The following is a 15307-nucleotide window of genomic DNA, read 5'->3' as shown; positions in this document are numbered from 1 at the left end:
TTACGGTCACGTCTTAATATTGAAATTGATTATTCCTGATCGGCTTTTCGACCTGTTTCTGAAAATATATGGCAGAAAAATTAAACAATATTCCCGAGTCGTCTAAAGTAAAGATCACGCGTGAAAATTTGAAGGAAGCATTAATTCTTTTCAAATATTTAAAGCCCTACAAATGGAAGTTTATTCTGGGGTTGGTATTTATTGCTTTTTCAGCTTTTTCAACAAGTATATTCCCATTCCTTATTGGAAAAATGATAGATGCCGCTTCACCAGGCTCTTCATCCCTTTCCGCTAATACATCTGTTATTCAAAGTTTTGGTTTTAACATACAGCAGATCAGCTGGAGTTTGAACACCATCATTTTTCTCATCTTTATACAGCTTTCGGTACAGATGATATTTTCTTTTATGCGGGTATACCTGCTTACGGAAGTTGGAGAAAAATCATTGGCAGATATGCGAAGGGATGTATATAAAAAATTATTAAGCATGCCTATGAGTTTTTTTACTGAAAAACGGGTAGGTGAACTGAGCAGCCGTATTTCTTCAGACCTTTCTCAGATTCAGGATGCGCTATCGTTTACACTTGCAGAGTTTCTAAGGGGAATTTTTACACTTCTTATTGGCCTGCTGTTTATTTTTCTTATTAGTACAAAACTGGCACTTGTAATGCTATCGGTGGTACCGGTAATTGCGATTCTCGCTGTTTTTTTTGGCAAGCGAATCAGGAAGATGTCTAAAAGAGCCCAGGATCAGCTGGCGGAAAGCGGAACTATTGTGCAGGAAACTTTCCAGGGTATTTCAATAGTCAAAGCTTTTACAAGTGAATACTTCGAAATAAACCGTTATACAAAAAGCATTCTTTCAGTGGTGGAAACGGCTATCAGGAATGCACGGTTCCGGGGTGCCTTTATATCATTTATGATCTTTAGTGTCTTTGGGACTATAGCGTTTGTAATGTGGTATGGAGCCAATATGATAAAAGACGGAGAGTTAACAACAGGTTTGCTGACCATGTTTGTCATCTTCTCTGTTTTTGTGGGAGGAACCTTTGCAGGTTTTGCAGATATGTTCAGCCAGTTGCAGAAAACGTTGGGTGCTACCCATAGTGTCAGGGAAATCCTACGCGATAATGGGGAAGAAGTGGATTTAGAAAATGAGGAGATTGATCCCTTTTACCTTTTGCAGGGGCAAGTCCGTTTTGACCGTGTTAAATTTTCTTACCCTTCAAGGCCTGATATTACTGTATTGAAAAATATTTCTCTTACGGCAGAACCGGGTGAAGTGGTGGCTATTGTAGGCTCCAGTGGTGCAGGAAAAAGTACGATTGCATCCCTGTTAATGCGTTTCTATGAGCCCGGCGAAGGAAGAATAGTTTTCGATGAAAGGCCTGCATCTGCATTTCCTTTAAGCCAGTTGCGAAGGCAAATTGCATTTGTTCCCCAGGACATAATTTTATTTGGAGGAAGCATACGTGAAAATATAGCCTACGGTAAACCCGGCGCGCCTGATAAGGAAATACTAACTGCAGCACAAAAGGCAAATGCTGATGAATTTGTTAACCGTTTTCCGGAGGGATACGAAACCATAGTTGGAGAACGCGGAGTGAAGCTTTCGGGGGGCCAGCGGCAACGCATTGCCATTGCACGCGCCATCTTAAAAGATCCTGCTATACTGATCCTTGATGAAGCCACCAGCAGCTTGGATAGTGAAAGTGAGCAATTGGTTCAGGAAGCACTGGAGCAGCTGATGAAAAACCGTACTTCTTTTATTATTGCACACCGCCTTTCCACTATCCGCAATGCGGATAAAATTATAGTGCTGGAAAAAGGTATAGTAGTGGAGACAGGCAAACACGAAGATTTAATGATGAACAGAAAGGGTATTTACCGAAGGCTGAATGAAATGCAATTTGAATTCAGCGTATAACTATTTCGGAATTTGTTTCTTTTACTTTGATCATTCATTTATTCAAGCATATCCGGACGCTGCTCTTTAGTACGTTTTAAAGATTCCTGGTATCGCCACTCCTCGATTTTTTTGAGGTTACCTGAAAGCAAAACGTCCGGAACTTTCCATCCATTAAATTCTTCGGGGCGGGTATAAACAGGTGGCGCTAATAAATTATCCTGGAATGAATCAAACAGAGCCGATGATTCATCATTTAGAACTCCGGGAAGCAATCTTCCAACCGCATCTATTAAGACTGCTGCAGGAAGCTCTCCACCGCTTAGAACATAATTACCGATGGATATTTCCCTGGTAATAAAATGATCCCTGATTCGCTGGTCTACACCTTTATAGTGACCACACAGAATAATAATATTTTCACAAAGCGAAAGCTTATTGATAATACCTTGATTTACCAGATGGCCATCGGGAGACATATAAATAACATCATCATAATTGCGCTCTGATTTTAATGATTCAATACACCGGGCTACGGGTTCGACTGTCATCACCATACCTGCCCCTCCTCCATACTGGTAATCGTCCACCTGCTTATGCTTATCTACAGTAAAATCACGCAGATTATGAACAACTACCTCCAATAATTGTTTTTCCTGAGCACGCTTTAGTATAGAATGGTCGAATGGACCTATCAGAAGTTCAGGGTGTATTGTGATAACGTCAAATCTCATAGTATAATAACAGCTAAAAGTATAACAGTGAAACAAATCCAAATACAATTAACCTTCATATACAAGATATAGATGGCTAAAAAATGTGGAATGCCGGAAACAATAAGGGGAAACATGGGAGAATACATTCCCATAAAAATAAGATGTAAATAAACTCCGCAGGTAATCTCTGCTGGCAAATAAATTGTGATCTCAAATAACTAAAAACTATAAAATGGATACAAATAACAATTCTAAATACCAGGAAGGTGAAGTAGCAAAAACTATAGAAGATAAAACCGCACAAATACCTTCTGATGTATTTTTATGGGCTGCCCTGGCGTCTATGGGTGTTTCGCTCAGTTTGCAGATAATGGGCAACAGACACACCGCCTTATTCATTGGTCAATGGGCAGCACCCTTTCTTCTATTCGGAGTTTATAATAAGATTGTTAAAACTCAAGGGCACGATTGAGTTTAAGCAAAGAGTAATAACTGCAGTTATAGTGTCTAATATAGCTAAAGGAAATTTGTGAAATAATTTCATCCATAGCCCGGTATGAAATATTTCTATTCTCTTTTTTATTATCATTCTTAGCTCCTTTTCCGGTGCCTCCTCTTCCTTTTGAAATGAAAGCAGGATTTTCCGGCTAGAAGGATTAGATGGTAGGTGCTATTTTCTATATTCCGTAATCCGCAGTAATTACAGAAAAAGTAAAGGTTACTACATCTTTTCCTCATACAGCAGTGGCAAAAATATCCCGCCTATTGTATGTTTTTGCTTCTTAAGGAAGTGCCATATTCCGATAACTTCGTATGTATTTTATTGTTTTGTTTTTCCACCAATGGGGGGCAATGGTCTCTAATTACTTTTTAAGAAGCATAAAGATTAATGTTAGAATTAGGAGTAACTTCCACAGGAAAATTATTGTTGGAAGATATTGGCTTTTTCAGGATGATAAAATGAATTTTCTCAGCATGTCTAAGGCACTTATTGCCGAACGCTGAATATTCCGCATGCGATCGCCGGGAAACAGAAAGCTTGCGGCAATTGTATTTTCTTTATTTCCTACTGCTATCCAGACGGTGCCTACGGGCCTATCTTCTGTACCCCCAGATGGCCCTGCAATACCCGATACTGCAATGGCATAGTCAGACTTTAATTTTTGCAGCGCACCCTGTACCATTTCCTGAACGGCCTGCTCACTTACCGCTCCATATTTCAGGAGCGTTTCGTCGGCCACATTTAAAACATCCCTTTTAATTTCATTTGAATAACTCACTATACTTCCAGTGTAATATGCTGAGGCGCCCGGTACAGAAGCGATCATAGATGCAATTAATCCTCCTGTGCAACTTTCGGCAGTGCATACCGTGTGTCCCCTCTGTAATAATAGGGATCCGATTTTCTTTTCGAGTGCATCATCATCATATCCCCATATATAAATACCAATTCTTTCTTCTATTCTTTTGGTAATCTCGTCCACTTGCTCCACCAATTCACTTTTGACTTTACCTCTAGCTGTAATCCTTAGCCGTACCTGCGTAAGATTGGGCAGGTAAGCAAGCCTGACGCTTTCGGAAAAATTATTTTCAATATCCCTTATTTTTTCGGCAAGAAAAGATTCTCCGATGCCGATAATGTGAATGGTTTTATGAACAATAACCGGCAGCTGAAAACGGTCTTTTAACCCGGGGATCACCGACTCCCTCATCATGGCTTTCATTTCGAATGGAACGCCAGGCATAGAAATAAAAATTTTGCTTTCACTTTCAAACCACATCCCCGGCGCAGTACCATTATAATTTTTAATTGGGATGCAGTTGTCCGGTATTTCTGCCTGTCGGCGATTGCTCTCCAGCATTGGCCTCTGAAGCCGGTCAAAAATGGCTTTTACCATTACAAAAATGGCTTCATTAAATATCATTTTGCCTCCAAAATAGTCGCACAATACTTCTTTTGTAATATCATCTTTTGTAGGTCCCAAACCACCTGTTATCAATATTACATCGCTAATGTTTTTTGCTCCATCCAGTACTGAAATAATTTCATTATGATCATCTCCAACTGCAATACGTCTTTTAACCCAAATCCCTATATTATTAAGCGCTTCACTTATCCATGATGAATTGGTATCTATTACCTGGCCGATTAAAAGCTCATCGCCAATCGTAATAATTGTCGCATCCATAAATTATAATGTTAATGATTATTTGGTTCTCTCTGTGAATAAACAAATTGCATTGTATGAAAGTATTTTTCGTTTGGCACGGTTTTGTTATTTCCACTGAAAATTATTTTATGATCAAGCAGTTTTCAATATTTTTTATCATCATTGCCATAGCCTGTTCCTCCTGCGCGCAGATACAGCTTCCAAGTATTTCTCTTCCTAATACTTCACAAAAAAACGGCGGTGCATTCGGATTAAGCAATGAACAAATTGTTTCCGGATTAAAAGAAGCTCTATTGCTGAGCGCTGCTAAAAGCGCAAATTTATTGAATCTTAAGGATGGATTTTTTGGTAATCAGCTAATCAAAATTTTAATGCCTCCCGAAGCCCAAAACGTGGAATCCAAGCTTCGCGCAATCGGATTTGGAGATCAGGTGGATAAAGCAATTTTAAGTATGAACCGTGCAGCAGAAAAGGCTTCGAAAGATGCAGCTCCTATATTTATGAATGCCGTTAAAAGCATGTCTTTCTCTGATGCCGTTGGTATTTTAAAAGGCAGCAATAATGCGGCAACAGAATATTTAAAAAAGACAACTACTTCCCAGCTTTCTGCGCAATATTCTCCCGTAATTAAAAATGCATTGGACAGTACTGATGCTACAAAATACTGGGGCGATGTATTTACTACCTATAATAAGCTGCCTTTTGTGAAGCCTGTTAATGCGGACCTTACCGCTTATGTAACACAAAAGGCACTGGATGGATTATTTAATACCATGGCCCAGGAAGAAGCGAAGATCAGGAAAGATCCGGCTGGTACTGCTAACGATATTATTAAAACGGTTTTTGGCCATCAGTAGCGATTCTCCTATTTATTTATAAAATAATAGTATTTCGCAACTACCACAAAAGGGAACTGACAAATTAAGGAAATTCCTCTAAGCGTTGGTAACATTAAGCCCTAAGCTAAAAGTAGCTGGCAAGGGTGTAAAATATTTAACGATTGAAGTACTTGCAAAGAGCAAATAATCATTGATAATCATAAAGGGAAGCCGGTTAGTCGATGCAGGTTGGATCTAGTAGATACTCTATCTCCGAGGAGTATTTTTCACGAAAAATAGTATAGGTTACGCAATAAAGCATGGGTTCACCACCTTGAGAACAATAGGCAAAAATTTTTAATATTAAAATGATTTGCTAATTTTCGTTATTGCTTTTCCAATGCACAATCAGGAAACCTTTTAAAACACTTCATCATGAAACCCCCAAAAGTTTACTTGCTGTTTGTCAGCCTGGCTATAACTGCAACCATCTTAAGTTGTGCTCAAAAACAACAGAGGATAAAAATTACTGATATTCCTGTTACTACGAGCTCCAAAGAAGCAATGGCATCTTTCCGGCAGGGAATGACCTTATTCGATCAGGGTGAGGGACAGAAGGCACGGACTTTTTTTATCAAGGCTATTGAACAGGATCCTAAGCTCGCTGTAGGGTATCTTATGAAATCCAACACCGATGTATCAAACCAGGAATTTGCTGATGATATAAGTAAAGCCAAAGCCAATATTAATGGCACAAGCAACTGGGAAAAATGGTACTGCGATTTATACGAAACTTTTTTAACCAGCGACTGGAATAAACGTCTTCAAATTACAAAGACAATTGCCGACAGTTTTCCGGATGCCCCACGGGCACAGGTTGATTTAGGATTTACCTACTTTGTAGGGAATGATGCTACTAATGCTAGAGAGTGTTTTCAAAAAGCGGTGAACCTCGATTCCAATTCGGTTAGCGGATATAGTGCACTTTCTAACTCCTATCTGTTTCTTGATCCCAAAGATTTTAAGAAAGCCGAAATGTATGCCTTAAAGGCAGTCTTAATAGCTCCCTCTAGTCCTGGTGCTAAAATAGCATTGGGTGATTGCTACCGTGCGCAGAATGATCTTCAAAAGGCAAGAGATGCCTATTCAAAGGCAGTCAGTCTTGATCCCGGTTCCCCTGAGGCATATTATAAAATGGGCCACGCCAATACTTTCATGGGTAATTATGATGAAGCGAGGCAAAACTATATGGATGGGGGCAATCATGACTTATCAAAAACGGCTGCAAACCAATACACTGCTTATACCTATTTATACAGGGGTGATCATAATACAGCATTAAAATGGTTAATGGAACAGGCCACCAAAATAGATTCATCAGGAGAACTAAATGCTAAGATCAGCAGTGAAAAACTGGCTTATCTCGGGGATTGCGAACGCATAGCAATACATTATGGAGACGTTAATCAATTGAATGAGTTGATGACGATAGTAACCCCTCTTAATACGCAGGCTGCGAATGATATTGGAACACAGGAAGCAAAAATTCAGAATCAGGCAACAGACGAGTACTTACAATCACTATTGGCTGCCATGGAGGGAAATTACGAGGATGCTAAAGCCAAAGCGGAACAGTGTAAAAAAACTTTAGAGCCAATCACTGATCCCAATAAACTTAATTTTTATCACTTTTCCCTGGGATACATAGCTATGAAGCAAAAGAATTATGGAGATGCTGTGAACCATTTTCAGGAAAGCAATCCGAATCTTTCAGTATATAATAAGTATTGGCTGGCTGTGGCTAATGAGGCCGCTGGTAATAAAGATCAGGCGAATGCTCAATATAAAGAAGTGTCAGAGTATAACTTTAATGGCATTGACTATGCTCTTATCAGGAATGAAGTGAAGAATAAAGCAAGGGCGATGTAAAACCTGTAACACAAAGTTTTTACTTTATTATTTATTTCACCCCTAGTGAAAAATTTTTTGCGTTAAAAAATGATGCGGTGAGTTTGCCTGGCTACAGTTATGTTGAAAAGGGAGCCATAAATTTGGTATTCAACGATTTATTCAAATAATATTTAATAATCGTACCAGTTATTTTGCTTATGCAGCTTCAGATCCTGTAATACGCTTGCTTTCACATGTAGGTCAAAGGTAAAGCCTGAGCGATAACCAGAAGGTATCACGCTCAAATGCATTTGCCAGCAGTGAAGATCGCGGTAGACATCCAGGAAGATGGTAGAGAACTTATGTGCAATAAAATCATAGCTGGTATTCCACGATATCTTCCATTTTTCAGTCAGGTTCAATTCTCCGCTTACACCCAATGTCTGTGTTAGAATGGTAGTATCTCTTCCAAACGTCCTTACTCTATTAAGGGCTAATGTATAGTTAGGAGTCAACCTCCACGGTACATTGAAATCTACATAGTCATTTCCTGAATTTTTAATATAATCCAATTGTTCCGGTGTAGCTTTTTGAACTACTGAAGAACTTTGAGGCGAACTGAAAGAGGCATTAATTCCGATAAATGCATTGGTGAGACGTGCTAATTTATGGTCATCTTTCAAGGTAAAGGTATTAATACGGCGGTTCAGGGAATCGGATGCATAAGGATCGAAAGTCAGTCCAAAATTCATATTGATTTTATCTGTAAAAGAAGTTCTGCCGGAAATATTTATTGGTGCAAGGCGCAGCGTATCGACCGCCAGATTGTAGGACGACCGTATACTTAATGCATCAAGCAGTTTTATCTTTTTCAACTGGGTAACCGTGTCCTTCTTCGAAAAAACCTTCATCTCCAGATTATTTCCAATGGAAAAACTAATGCTTCCTAGTTTTCCCTGCGGAGGACCGGCGTAAATGCTGCTTTGAAAAATGGAGTACCTGGTTGTTTGGCCTGCATCATTCAATTGTACTGTTTTATAAGCATTCCATCGGGGATCTCCAAAATCAGGCCGATAGGTGAATCCAACCTGGGGCGTTATTACATGACGGATTGCTCTGATTTTCCCATGGCTAAAATTCAAAATTCCATATACGTGAGTTGTGGCTGAAACTCCTATATTAAAATTGCGTGCAGCTGCAAATCCCTGAATGGTATCGTAGGTAATCTGCATTAATTCCGGATTCCAGAAAGCACGAACAGTCTGCATAGACCATGTTTCTGCATAATTAAAAGACGGAGATACAGTTATGTATTTAAGTGTGGAAAAAGGTGCCTGAACCGTAATGTTATGAAGGGCACCTGTTCTGATGCGATCGAATGTTTGAGGTGTAAAGAAAAGAGAATCAATCCCCGTTACCTGGTTGCTTGCATTAAAAGAGTAGCTTACCGCAATATTCTCATACCACTTCAACCGGCCCAGTGCTTCTTTCCTCTTAAACGGATTAATACTGGACATATTAAACAGGAAGGTCGGTAATGTCACGTTTACGATATGGGTCTGGGTACTTTGTGAATGAGTAAGAGAAACAGAATAATTAAAAGGGGTATAAGGAATACTTTGCTGAAATGAAATGGAAGATGAATAAGTGTTATTAAAAAAATTTTCGGGAGTGTTGGAATAGTTCCTGTTGAATCCCGAAGTAGCAAATGCCAGATTAGCACTGAACCGTGTGTTATTTGGTAATGCTTTAGCATCCTGGTTAAAGCTTCCGCGTACTTCAAATTCCTTTTGAGATAAGTACTTATCAGTTTCCGCTTCCAGGGTGCGGGTATTGCCGTAGGTAATGTTCAGATTACTTGAAAACTTATAACGTTCAGCAAACCGGGTGGCAGCATTTATTACATAGCTTCCCCTGGAATATATATCACCTGTAACTGCAAGGTCAACGTGGTCGCTGATGCCAAAATAATAACCGCCCCTGCTTAAATAGAAACCCCTCAAATCACTGTATCCATAAGACGGAATAATCAAGCCTGATTTTCTTTTTTCGTTTAAGGGAAAAATCCCGAAGGGAAGAAAAAGGGGAGTAGGTACATCTTCAATCACCAAATGTGCCGGCCCCGTTACAATAGACTTACCCGGAATCACCTTTATTTTCGACGCTGCAATATAAAAATCCGGATCGACACGGTCGCAGGTTGTGTACCTGTTTCCAATACCGTAAAAGACATTATCCGGAAGACGCTTAACAGTTTCACTGTGAATAAAACCTTCGCCTTCTTCAGTCATCACCTCGCTTATCTTACCTTTTTTCGTTCTGAAATTATAGGCTATCTCTTTTGCATTAAAGGTTCGATCAGCTTCATTAAAGGAAGGCAAACCAGATTCCTTTCCGGAAGAATCTTTCCTGCCCTCTGAATAAACCTGGTTTTTACCCCAATCGAAAACAATGGAATCGCCCTTCAGCCCTATATCTCTGTAATCCACGGTTGCTTTATTGAGCAGAATAACCTTTTGATTTTTATAGTCCATATAAATAGTATCCTGCGCATGGTATTTAACCGGGGCATCAAGTCCATTATCAGACATCTTAAGATGTAAACTGTCAGTCAGATTTGCTTTTGAAGTATCGTTGGGTAACATTTTTTTTGGTAAGGTATCCGGTGGAAATATTGATATACCGTCCTTGCATGTACGTGCCCCTGCTGTATAGAAAGAAAAAACTATCAACAGAAGGATGGGGAAAGTAAAAAGGCAATATTTCCGTTTCAAAAAAATATGCTGAGTAAATTTGCGTTCGTCAAAATTGTAGTACAAAACTACTTTAATCAGCTTGCATGTTAAAAACGCTATTGCTTATCCTATTGTTGTTATTAACAGCGTATTGCAGCACTCAGGCCCAAAGCATACACCGGGATTCTGTCTATAAAATTAAAACCATTGTGCTGGACGCAGGCCATGGTGGCCATGATTCCGGATGCAGAGGAGCACATTCTAATGAAAAGGATGTTACCCTGGCAATTGTTTTAAAGCTTGGGGCTCTGGTTCATAAGGTTTATCCTAATGTAAAAGTGATTTACACCAGAAGCACTGATGAATTTATTGAGCTGTACGAACGTGCAAACATTGCAAACCGGAATAATGCCGATCTCTTTGTTTCCATCCACTGCAATGCAAACCGGAATACAGCTGCGTTTGGAACTGAAACGTGGCTTATGGGACTTCACAAATCTGTAGATAACCTGGAAGTATCCAAGCGTGAGAATGATGTGATATTGCTTGAGAACGATTACCAGCAAAACTATGATGGATTCGATCCGAATTCGCCTGAGGGCTTTATAATTCTTACCATGAATCAAAATGCCCATTTGCAGCAGAGCATTGATATAGCTTCCAAAGTAGAAGACGAATTTCGTAAAGACGGCCGGGTGATTCGTGGTGTGAAGCAGGCAGGATTCCTGGTGTTGTGGCGCACTACCATGCCTTCCATACTGGTGGAGACGGGCTTTCTCACCAATCGCACGGAAGAAAATTATCTTACTTCACAGGATGGACAAAATAAAATTGCGCGTTCTGTTTTAAAGGCTATTGGCGATTACAAAGCAGAGGTGGAAGGTAGTGGCGATTTTCTTGCAAGAACTTATCCTGATTCGGTGTTGACAGCTGATTTAGATATTAAAACTGATTTATTTTCATCTGCTGATTCACTAAAAACCAGTACTAACACAACCGCTTCCAATGGCAGTACCAGCTATCATCCGGCGTTAACTTATTATAAAGTTCAGATCGTTGCTTCAGCAAAGCCCATCAATTTAAAGAGCGCGCCATACGCTTCTATTAAAGATATTACTAATGATAAGTCAGATTCCGGATATAACCGGTATGTTGTAGGTAAGTATTTAAACATGGCTGATTGTCAGGCTCGTCTTTTGCAGCTTCGAAAAAAAGGGTTTAAAAGTGCCTTTATTGTTTCTTACAGGAATTCAAAGCGAATCCCCGTGAGCCAGTAATTACTTGACAAAAAATGATTTGCACGCTAGTGTTGAATAATTCAAGCGAAGGACATTAGTGTTTCTTCAAGTGTTTTCATTTGGAGTCAATTACCTTCCTCGATCCCATACTTAATAATTTAACTTAAGTTTTTTACGGACATTGTTACGACTTGTGCTTGCGGTATCAGTAAAGTAAAATCACTTCTTTTTAAAATTTTATTTTTATGAAAAAAGATATGAATCACTGGCTTGTAAAATCAGACCCGGAGACGTACGGATGGCAGGAGTTTTCTAAAGATAAAAAAACGGAGTGGACAGGGGTAAGGAGTTATGCTGCACGCAATCACCTGCGCGAAATGAAGAAGGGGGATCCCATATTATTTTATCATAGTGGCAAAGAAAGTGCTGTGGTGGGTACTGCTAAGGTTTCCCGTGAATTTTTTCCTGACCCTTCCTCAGAAGAAGAAGCCTGGGTAGCTATTGAGATGGTGGTTAATAAAAAATTTAAACGACTTGTTTCCCTGCAGGAAATAAAAACCGTAAAAGAGCTGAAAGATATGGTGCTGATTAAAATTTCCAGGCTTTCAGTGATGCCTGTTACTGAAGCAGAGTTTAGAAAAGTGGAAGATCTGGGTACATCATAGCGTCAATGCTCACTTTTTAATGTTCCACTTTAAAGCAACAAGTATAAGATATTTGGCGTTTTTATTATTCAAAAACCTCATCACATGAATCATGTATACACTACTCTACGGAAGATTATCCCTTTACTGATGATCCTTTTTTCCGCTTTTTCTCTCGTGGCTCAATCCAGTGAGTTTGCAAAAACTATTGGTGGCACCAATGAAGATTGGGCTCAATCAGTAGTTCAAAGCCCCGATGGCGGCTTTGTCCTTACAGGCATTACCTATTCAAGAGGAGCTGGGGGAGAAGACGTTTTCCTGGTAAAAACAAATGCAGCTGGTGATACCGTTTGGTGCAAAACATTTGGTGGTTCTATGGATGATTACGGATATAAAATTCATAACACCAGCGATGGAGGAATGCTTATTACCGGTCACACGAAAAGCTTTGGTGCCGGTGATTGTGATGGTTATGTAATAAGGACGGATGCGAATGGCAGGGAACTGTGGGAACACACCTATGGTGGTATCGGCGATGACGTGGTATATGGTGAAGCAGAATTGCCCAATGGAGATTTTATTATGACCGGGTTCACCGAAAATTTTGGTGCCGCCGGAAGAGATATCTTCCTTATCAGAACAGATGCCGGAGGGAATCTAACGTGGACTAAAACTATTGGCGGAAGTGCTGATGATTACGGAAAATTTATTGCTCTTACTCATGACGGAAATATTGTTCTTGGAGCAACCACTAACAGTTATGGGGCTGGTGACAACGATTTTTTCCTGGTAAAAGCAGATTTTGATGGAAATGTTTTATGGACTAAAACAATAGGGGGTATTGCAAATGATGATATGTGGTCAATGCATGTAACGACAGACGGTGGCTTCATCATGACTGGTGTAACTTTCAGCTATGGAAACGGAAAAGGTGATTGTTATTTGGCTAAAGCAGATGCAGTGGGAGATGTGGAGTGGACCAGAACGTTCGGAGGTGAAGGTAATGACAGGGGTAATAGTGTAAACGAAACAAGCGACGGCGGTTATATCATGACTGGAACCCTTATCCCTGCCGGAGATTCAGTGGGCGATGCTTACCTGGTTAAAACTGATGCAAATGGAAATAAGTTGTGGGAAAAAATATTTGGAGGGCTAAATGATGATAACGGAAACAGTGTGATTGAAAGCTCCGATGAGGGATTGGTGATTGCCGGGAGAACAGTGAGCTTTGGTGAAGGCTGGTCTGATGTTTATTTTATAAAAACAGATGCAGAGGGAAATGTGGTTTCAGGAATTGGTGCAATAAATGGGAATCATACAGTTTCGATTTTTCCAAACCCTATAAAAAACAATGCAATCATTAAGGTATCAGGCACCGGTGCTCTAATGACAATTATTATAAGTGCCCTTAATGGAGAGGAAGTAAAAAGGATAAGTGGTATTACTTCAGCAAATATAATTTTCTACCGTAACCAACTGCCGGCTGGAACCTATCTCTACTCCCTTATAAGAAAGGATGAGGTAATAGATAGAGGAAAAATCATTCTCGAGTAAATTTTAATTGAAAAAATCTACTGTAAGGATAATTTAATTGAATGTCTTGATGCACATTAGATTGGAAAAATCATCCTTTTCATAAGTATCGCGTGTTATTAAAGGAAGTTTGTTGCTGTAATTACTCAGTTGGTCTGTATAATTTTCAGGAACGGTATTACTGATAATAATAATCTCATATGGTATTTTCAAAACGATCTATTTTTACAGTGAAATATCAAGTGCATTATGAAGGAGCACATCAAAACGTATTCCCTGGTTATTATCACTCTTTGCGTATTTGTTATAACCATTATTGATGTAGTAAATCTTATTGAAAAAAAAAATATGTTGCATTCCCAGGATACCCTGGCCGGTCTTCCTGGTTCGGTGAAGCATTCCGCTTCCACCGAACCAAACACAGAACCTGATGTAGACACGCTTGCCACTACCATTCAATTTTCTGAGACTCAGTTCGATTTTGGCACTATTCAGCAGGGGGATGTAGTAAGGCATGGTTTTGAATTTATGAATACCGGAACAGTACCATTGATTATTCAAAGTGCTAAAGCTTCTTGTGGCTGTACAGTACCATCTTATCCCAAAGAACCAATAGCACCGGGTGCGAAAGGAGTAGTGCAAGTGCAGTTTACAACTGCCGGGAAACAGGGTCTTCAGAATAAAAATATAACGGTCTCGTCGAACGCTAATCCACCGGTTTCTGTTCTCAACATTAATGCTAATGTTCTGCCTAAATGATTGTTAAAAATTATTTGTCACTGGTTAAGTTCAGTCATACGATTTTTGCCATGCCTTTTGCCATCATTGGATTTTTTTTCGCGACCTGGCACGAAGGCCATCCATTTTATTTAAGAGAATTTATCCTCGTTATTGCATGTATGGTCTTTGCAAGAAGTGCTGCTATGGGGTTTAACCGACTTGTTGATTCTGACATTGACAAAAAAAATCCCCGCACAACTGGCAGAGAACTTCCTGCCGGAATAATTTCAAAAAGATCAGCCTTATTATTTGTTTTGTTTTGCTGCGGGGGCTTTATGATCAGCGCGTGGAATATAAACAGCTTGTGCTTTATGCTCTCACCAGTTGCTCTTGCAGTAATCCTGGGATATAGTTATACGAAGCGATTCACATCATTTTCACATTTTATATTGGGATTGGGATTGTCTCTTGCTCCGGTTGGATCTTACCTGGCGGTTACAGGAACATTCAGTTTATTGCCGGTGCTGTTTGGAGCAGCAGTGTTATGCTGGGTTAGTGGCTTCGACATCATTTATGCATTGCAGGATGAATCGTTTGACCGGGAGCAGCATTTACATTCGGTACCTGTTAGCATTGGGAAAAAAAATGCATTATTGCTATCATCAATAGTGCATATATTGTGTATTAGCTGTTTAGTTGCGATTGGAGTCCTTGGTGCAATGGGGATTTGGTATTGGATTGGGGTAGGTTTTTTTATTGCATTACTTATATACCAGCACTCACTTGTTAAGCCGAATGATCTAAGTAAGGTAAATGTTGCTTTCTTTACCACCAATGGATTGGCAAGCGTAATTTTTTCAGTATTTACTCTTATCGATTTTTTCTGAAAATCCACACCTGAGTGCCTGGATAGAATTTAATTTCCAAACAATCAT

General features: G+C 39.6%; 12 protein-coding genes. 9 read left to right on the top strand and 3 right to left on the bottom strand.

Annotation, left to right across the window (positions count from 1 at the left end; all coding sequences use genetic code 11):
• Positions 1 to 68 precede the first annotated feature (68 nt).
• On the top strand, positions 69 to 1928 hold the full coding sequence (locus tag H0W62_08985) for an ATP-binding cassette domain-containing protein (GenBank protein ID MBA3648673.1): 1860 nt from the start codon (positions 69 to 71) through the stop codon (positions 1926 to 1928).
• A 38-nt stretch (positions 1929 to 1966) separates the two neighbouring features.
• Here H0W62_08985 and trmD read toward each other — a convergent pair whose 3' ends face one another.
• A complete protein-coding gene (gene trmD / locus H0W62_08980; protein MBA3648672.1) occupies positions 1967 to 2641 on the bottom strand; it encodes a tRNA (guanosine(37)-N1)-methyltransferase TrmD in 675 nt (224 codons plus the stop codon).
• Positions 2642 to 2855: 214 nt separating this feature from the next.
• Between trmD and H0W62_08975 the strand changes: the two genes are divergently transcribed.
• The gene (locus tag H0W62_08975; GenBank protein ID MBA3648671.1) at positions 2856 to 3095 is read left to right on the top strand and encodes a hypothetical protein; all 240 of its coding nucleotides are present in this window, start codon (positions 2856 to 2858) and stop codon (positions 3093 to 3095) included.
• A 475-nt stretch (positions 3096 to 3570) separates the two neighbouring features.
• Here the strand turns inward: H0W62_08975 and H0W62_08970 are convergent, their stop codons facing one another.
• A complete protein-coding gene (locus H0W62_08970; GenBank protein MBA3648670.1) occupies positions 3571 to 4812 on the bottom strand; it encodes a competence/damage-inducible protein A in 1242 nt (413 codons plus the stop codon).
• 110 nt (positions 4813 to 4922) lie between these two features.
• Between H0W62_08970 and H0W62_08965 the strand changes: the two genes are divergently transcribed.
• A complete protein-coding gene (locus H0W62_08965) occupies positions 4923 to 5651 on the top strand; it encodes a DUF4197 domain-containing protein (GenBank protein ID MBA3648669.1) in 729 nt (242 codons plus the stop codon).
• Positions 5652 to 6047: 396 nt separating this feature from the next.
• Positions 6048 to 7541, top strand: a complete 1494-nt coding sequence (locus tag H0W62_08960) for a tetratricopeptide repeat protein (protein MBA3648668.1) — start codon at positions 6048 to 6050, stop codon at positions 7539 to 7541.
• A gap of 152 nt (positions 7542 to 7693) precedes the next feature.
• Here the strand turns inward: H0W62_08960 and H0W62_08955 are convergent, their stop codons facing one another.
• Complete coding sequence (locus H0W62_08955; GenBank protein MBA3648667.1) at positions 7694 to 10147, bottom strand: LPS-assembly protein LptD; 2454 nt, start codon at positions 10145 to 10147, stop codon at positions 7694 to 7696.
• Between the two features lie 194 nt (positions 10148 to 10341).
• On the opposite strand from H0W62_08955, the gene H0W62_08950 reads away from it, so the two are divergent.
• The 5 genes from H0W62_08950 (at position 10342) to H0W62_08930 (ending at position 15259) form a co-directional block, all read left to right on the top strand.
• On the top strand, positions 10342 to 11514 hold the full coding sequence (locus H0W62_08950; GenBank protein ID MBA3648666.1) for an N-acetylmuramoyl-L-alanine amidase: 1173 nt from the start codon (positions 10342 to 10344) through the stop codon (positions 11512 to 11514).
• A gap of 218 nt (positions 11515 to 11732) precedes the next feature.
• A complete protein-coding gene (locus H0W62_08945; protein MBA3648665.1) occupies positions 11733 to 12140 on the top strand; it encodes an EVE domain-containing protein in 408 nt (135 codons plus the stop codon).
• Between the two features lie 84 nt (positions 12141 to 12224).
• Positions 12225 to 13673, top strand: a complete 1449-nt coding sequence (locus H0W62_08940; GenBank protein ID MBA3648664.1) for a T9SS type A sorting domain-containing protein — start codon at positions 12225 to 12227, stop codon at positions 13671 to 13673.
• A 228-nt stretch (positions 13674 to 13901) separates the two neighbouring features.
• The gene (locus H0W62_08935; protein MBA3648663.1) at positions 13902 to 14411 is read left to right on the top strand and encodes a DUF1573 domain-containing protein; all 510 of its coding nucleotides are present in this window, start codon (positions 13902 to 13904) and stop codon (positions 14409 to 14411) included.
• A complete protein-coding gene (locus H0W62_08930) occupies positions 14408 to 15259 on the top strand; it encodes a UbiA family prenyltransferase (GenBank protein ID MBA3648662.1) in 852 nt (283 codons plus the stop codon). Before H0W62_08935 ends, H0W62_08930 begins: the two co-directional genes overlap by 4 nt.
• Positions 15260 to 15307 lie beyond the last annotated feature (48 nt).

It is taken from the genome of Chitinophagales bacterium, assembly GCA_013816805.1.
Taxonomy (GTDB): Bacteria; Bacteroidota; Bacteroidia; order Chitinophagales; family UBA10324; genus MGR-bin340.
Note: the sequence above shows the minus strand (reverse complement) of the source record. Positions and strands in the feature narration are given on the sequence as shown.

Coding starts and splice junctions, on each gene's coding strand:
- H0W62_08985 (MBA3648673.1), top strand. CDS start 69: ATGGCAGAAAAATTAAACAATATTCCCGAGTCGTCTAAAGTAAAGATC.
- trmD (MBA3648672.1), bottom strand. CDS start 2,641: ATGAGATTTGACGTTATCACAATACACCCTGAACTTCTGATAGGTCCA.
- H0W62_08975 (MBA3648671.1), top strand. CDS start 2,856: ATGGATACAAATAACAATTCTAAATACCAGGAAGGTGAAGTAGCAAAA.
- H0W62_08970 (MBA3648670.1), bottom strand. CDS start 4,812: ATGGATGCGACAATTATTACGATTGGCGATGAGCTTTTAATCGGCCAG.
- H0W62_08965 (MBA3648669.1), top strand. CDS start 4,923: ATGATCAAGCAGTTTTCAATATTTTTTATCATCATTGCCATAGCCTGT.
- H0W62_08960 (MBA3648668.1), top strand. CDS start 6,048: ATGAAACCCCCAAAAGTTTACTTGCTGTTTGTCAGCCTGGCTATAACT.
- H0W62_08955 (MBA3648667.1), bottom strand. CDS start 10,147: ATGTTACCCAACGATACTTCAAAAGCAAATCTGACTGACAGTTTACAT.
- H0W62_08950 (MBA3648666.1), top strand. CDS start 10,342: ATGTTAAAAACGCTATTGCTTATCCTATTGTTGTTATTAACAGCGTAT.
- H0W62_08945 (MBA3648665.1), top strand. CDS start 11,733: ATGAATCACTGGCTTGTAAAATCAGACCCGGAGACGTACGGATGGCAG.
- H0W62_08940 (MBA3648664.1), top strand. CDS start 12,225: ATGAATCATGTATACACTACTCTACGGAAGATTATCCCTTTACTGATG.
- H0W62_08935 (MBA3648663.1), top strand. CDS start 13,902: ATGAAGGAGCACATCAAAACGTATTCCCTGGTTATTATCACTCTTTGC.
- H0W62_08930 (MBA3648662.1), top strand. CDS start 14,408: ATGATTGTTAAAAATTATTTGTCACTGGTTAAGTTCAGTCATACGATT.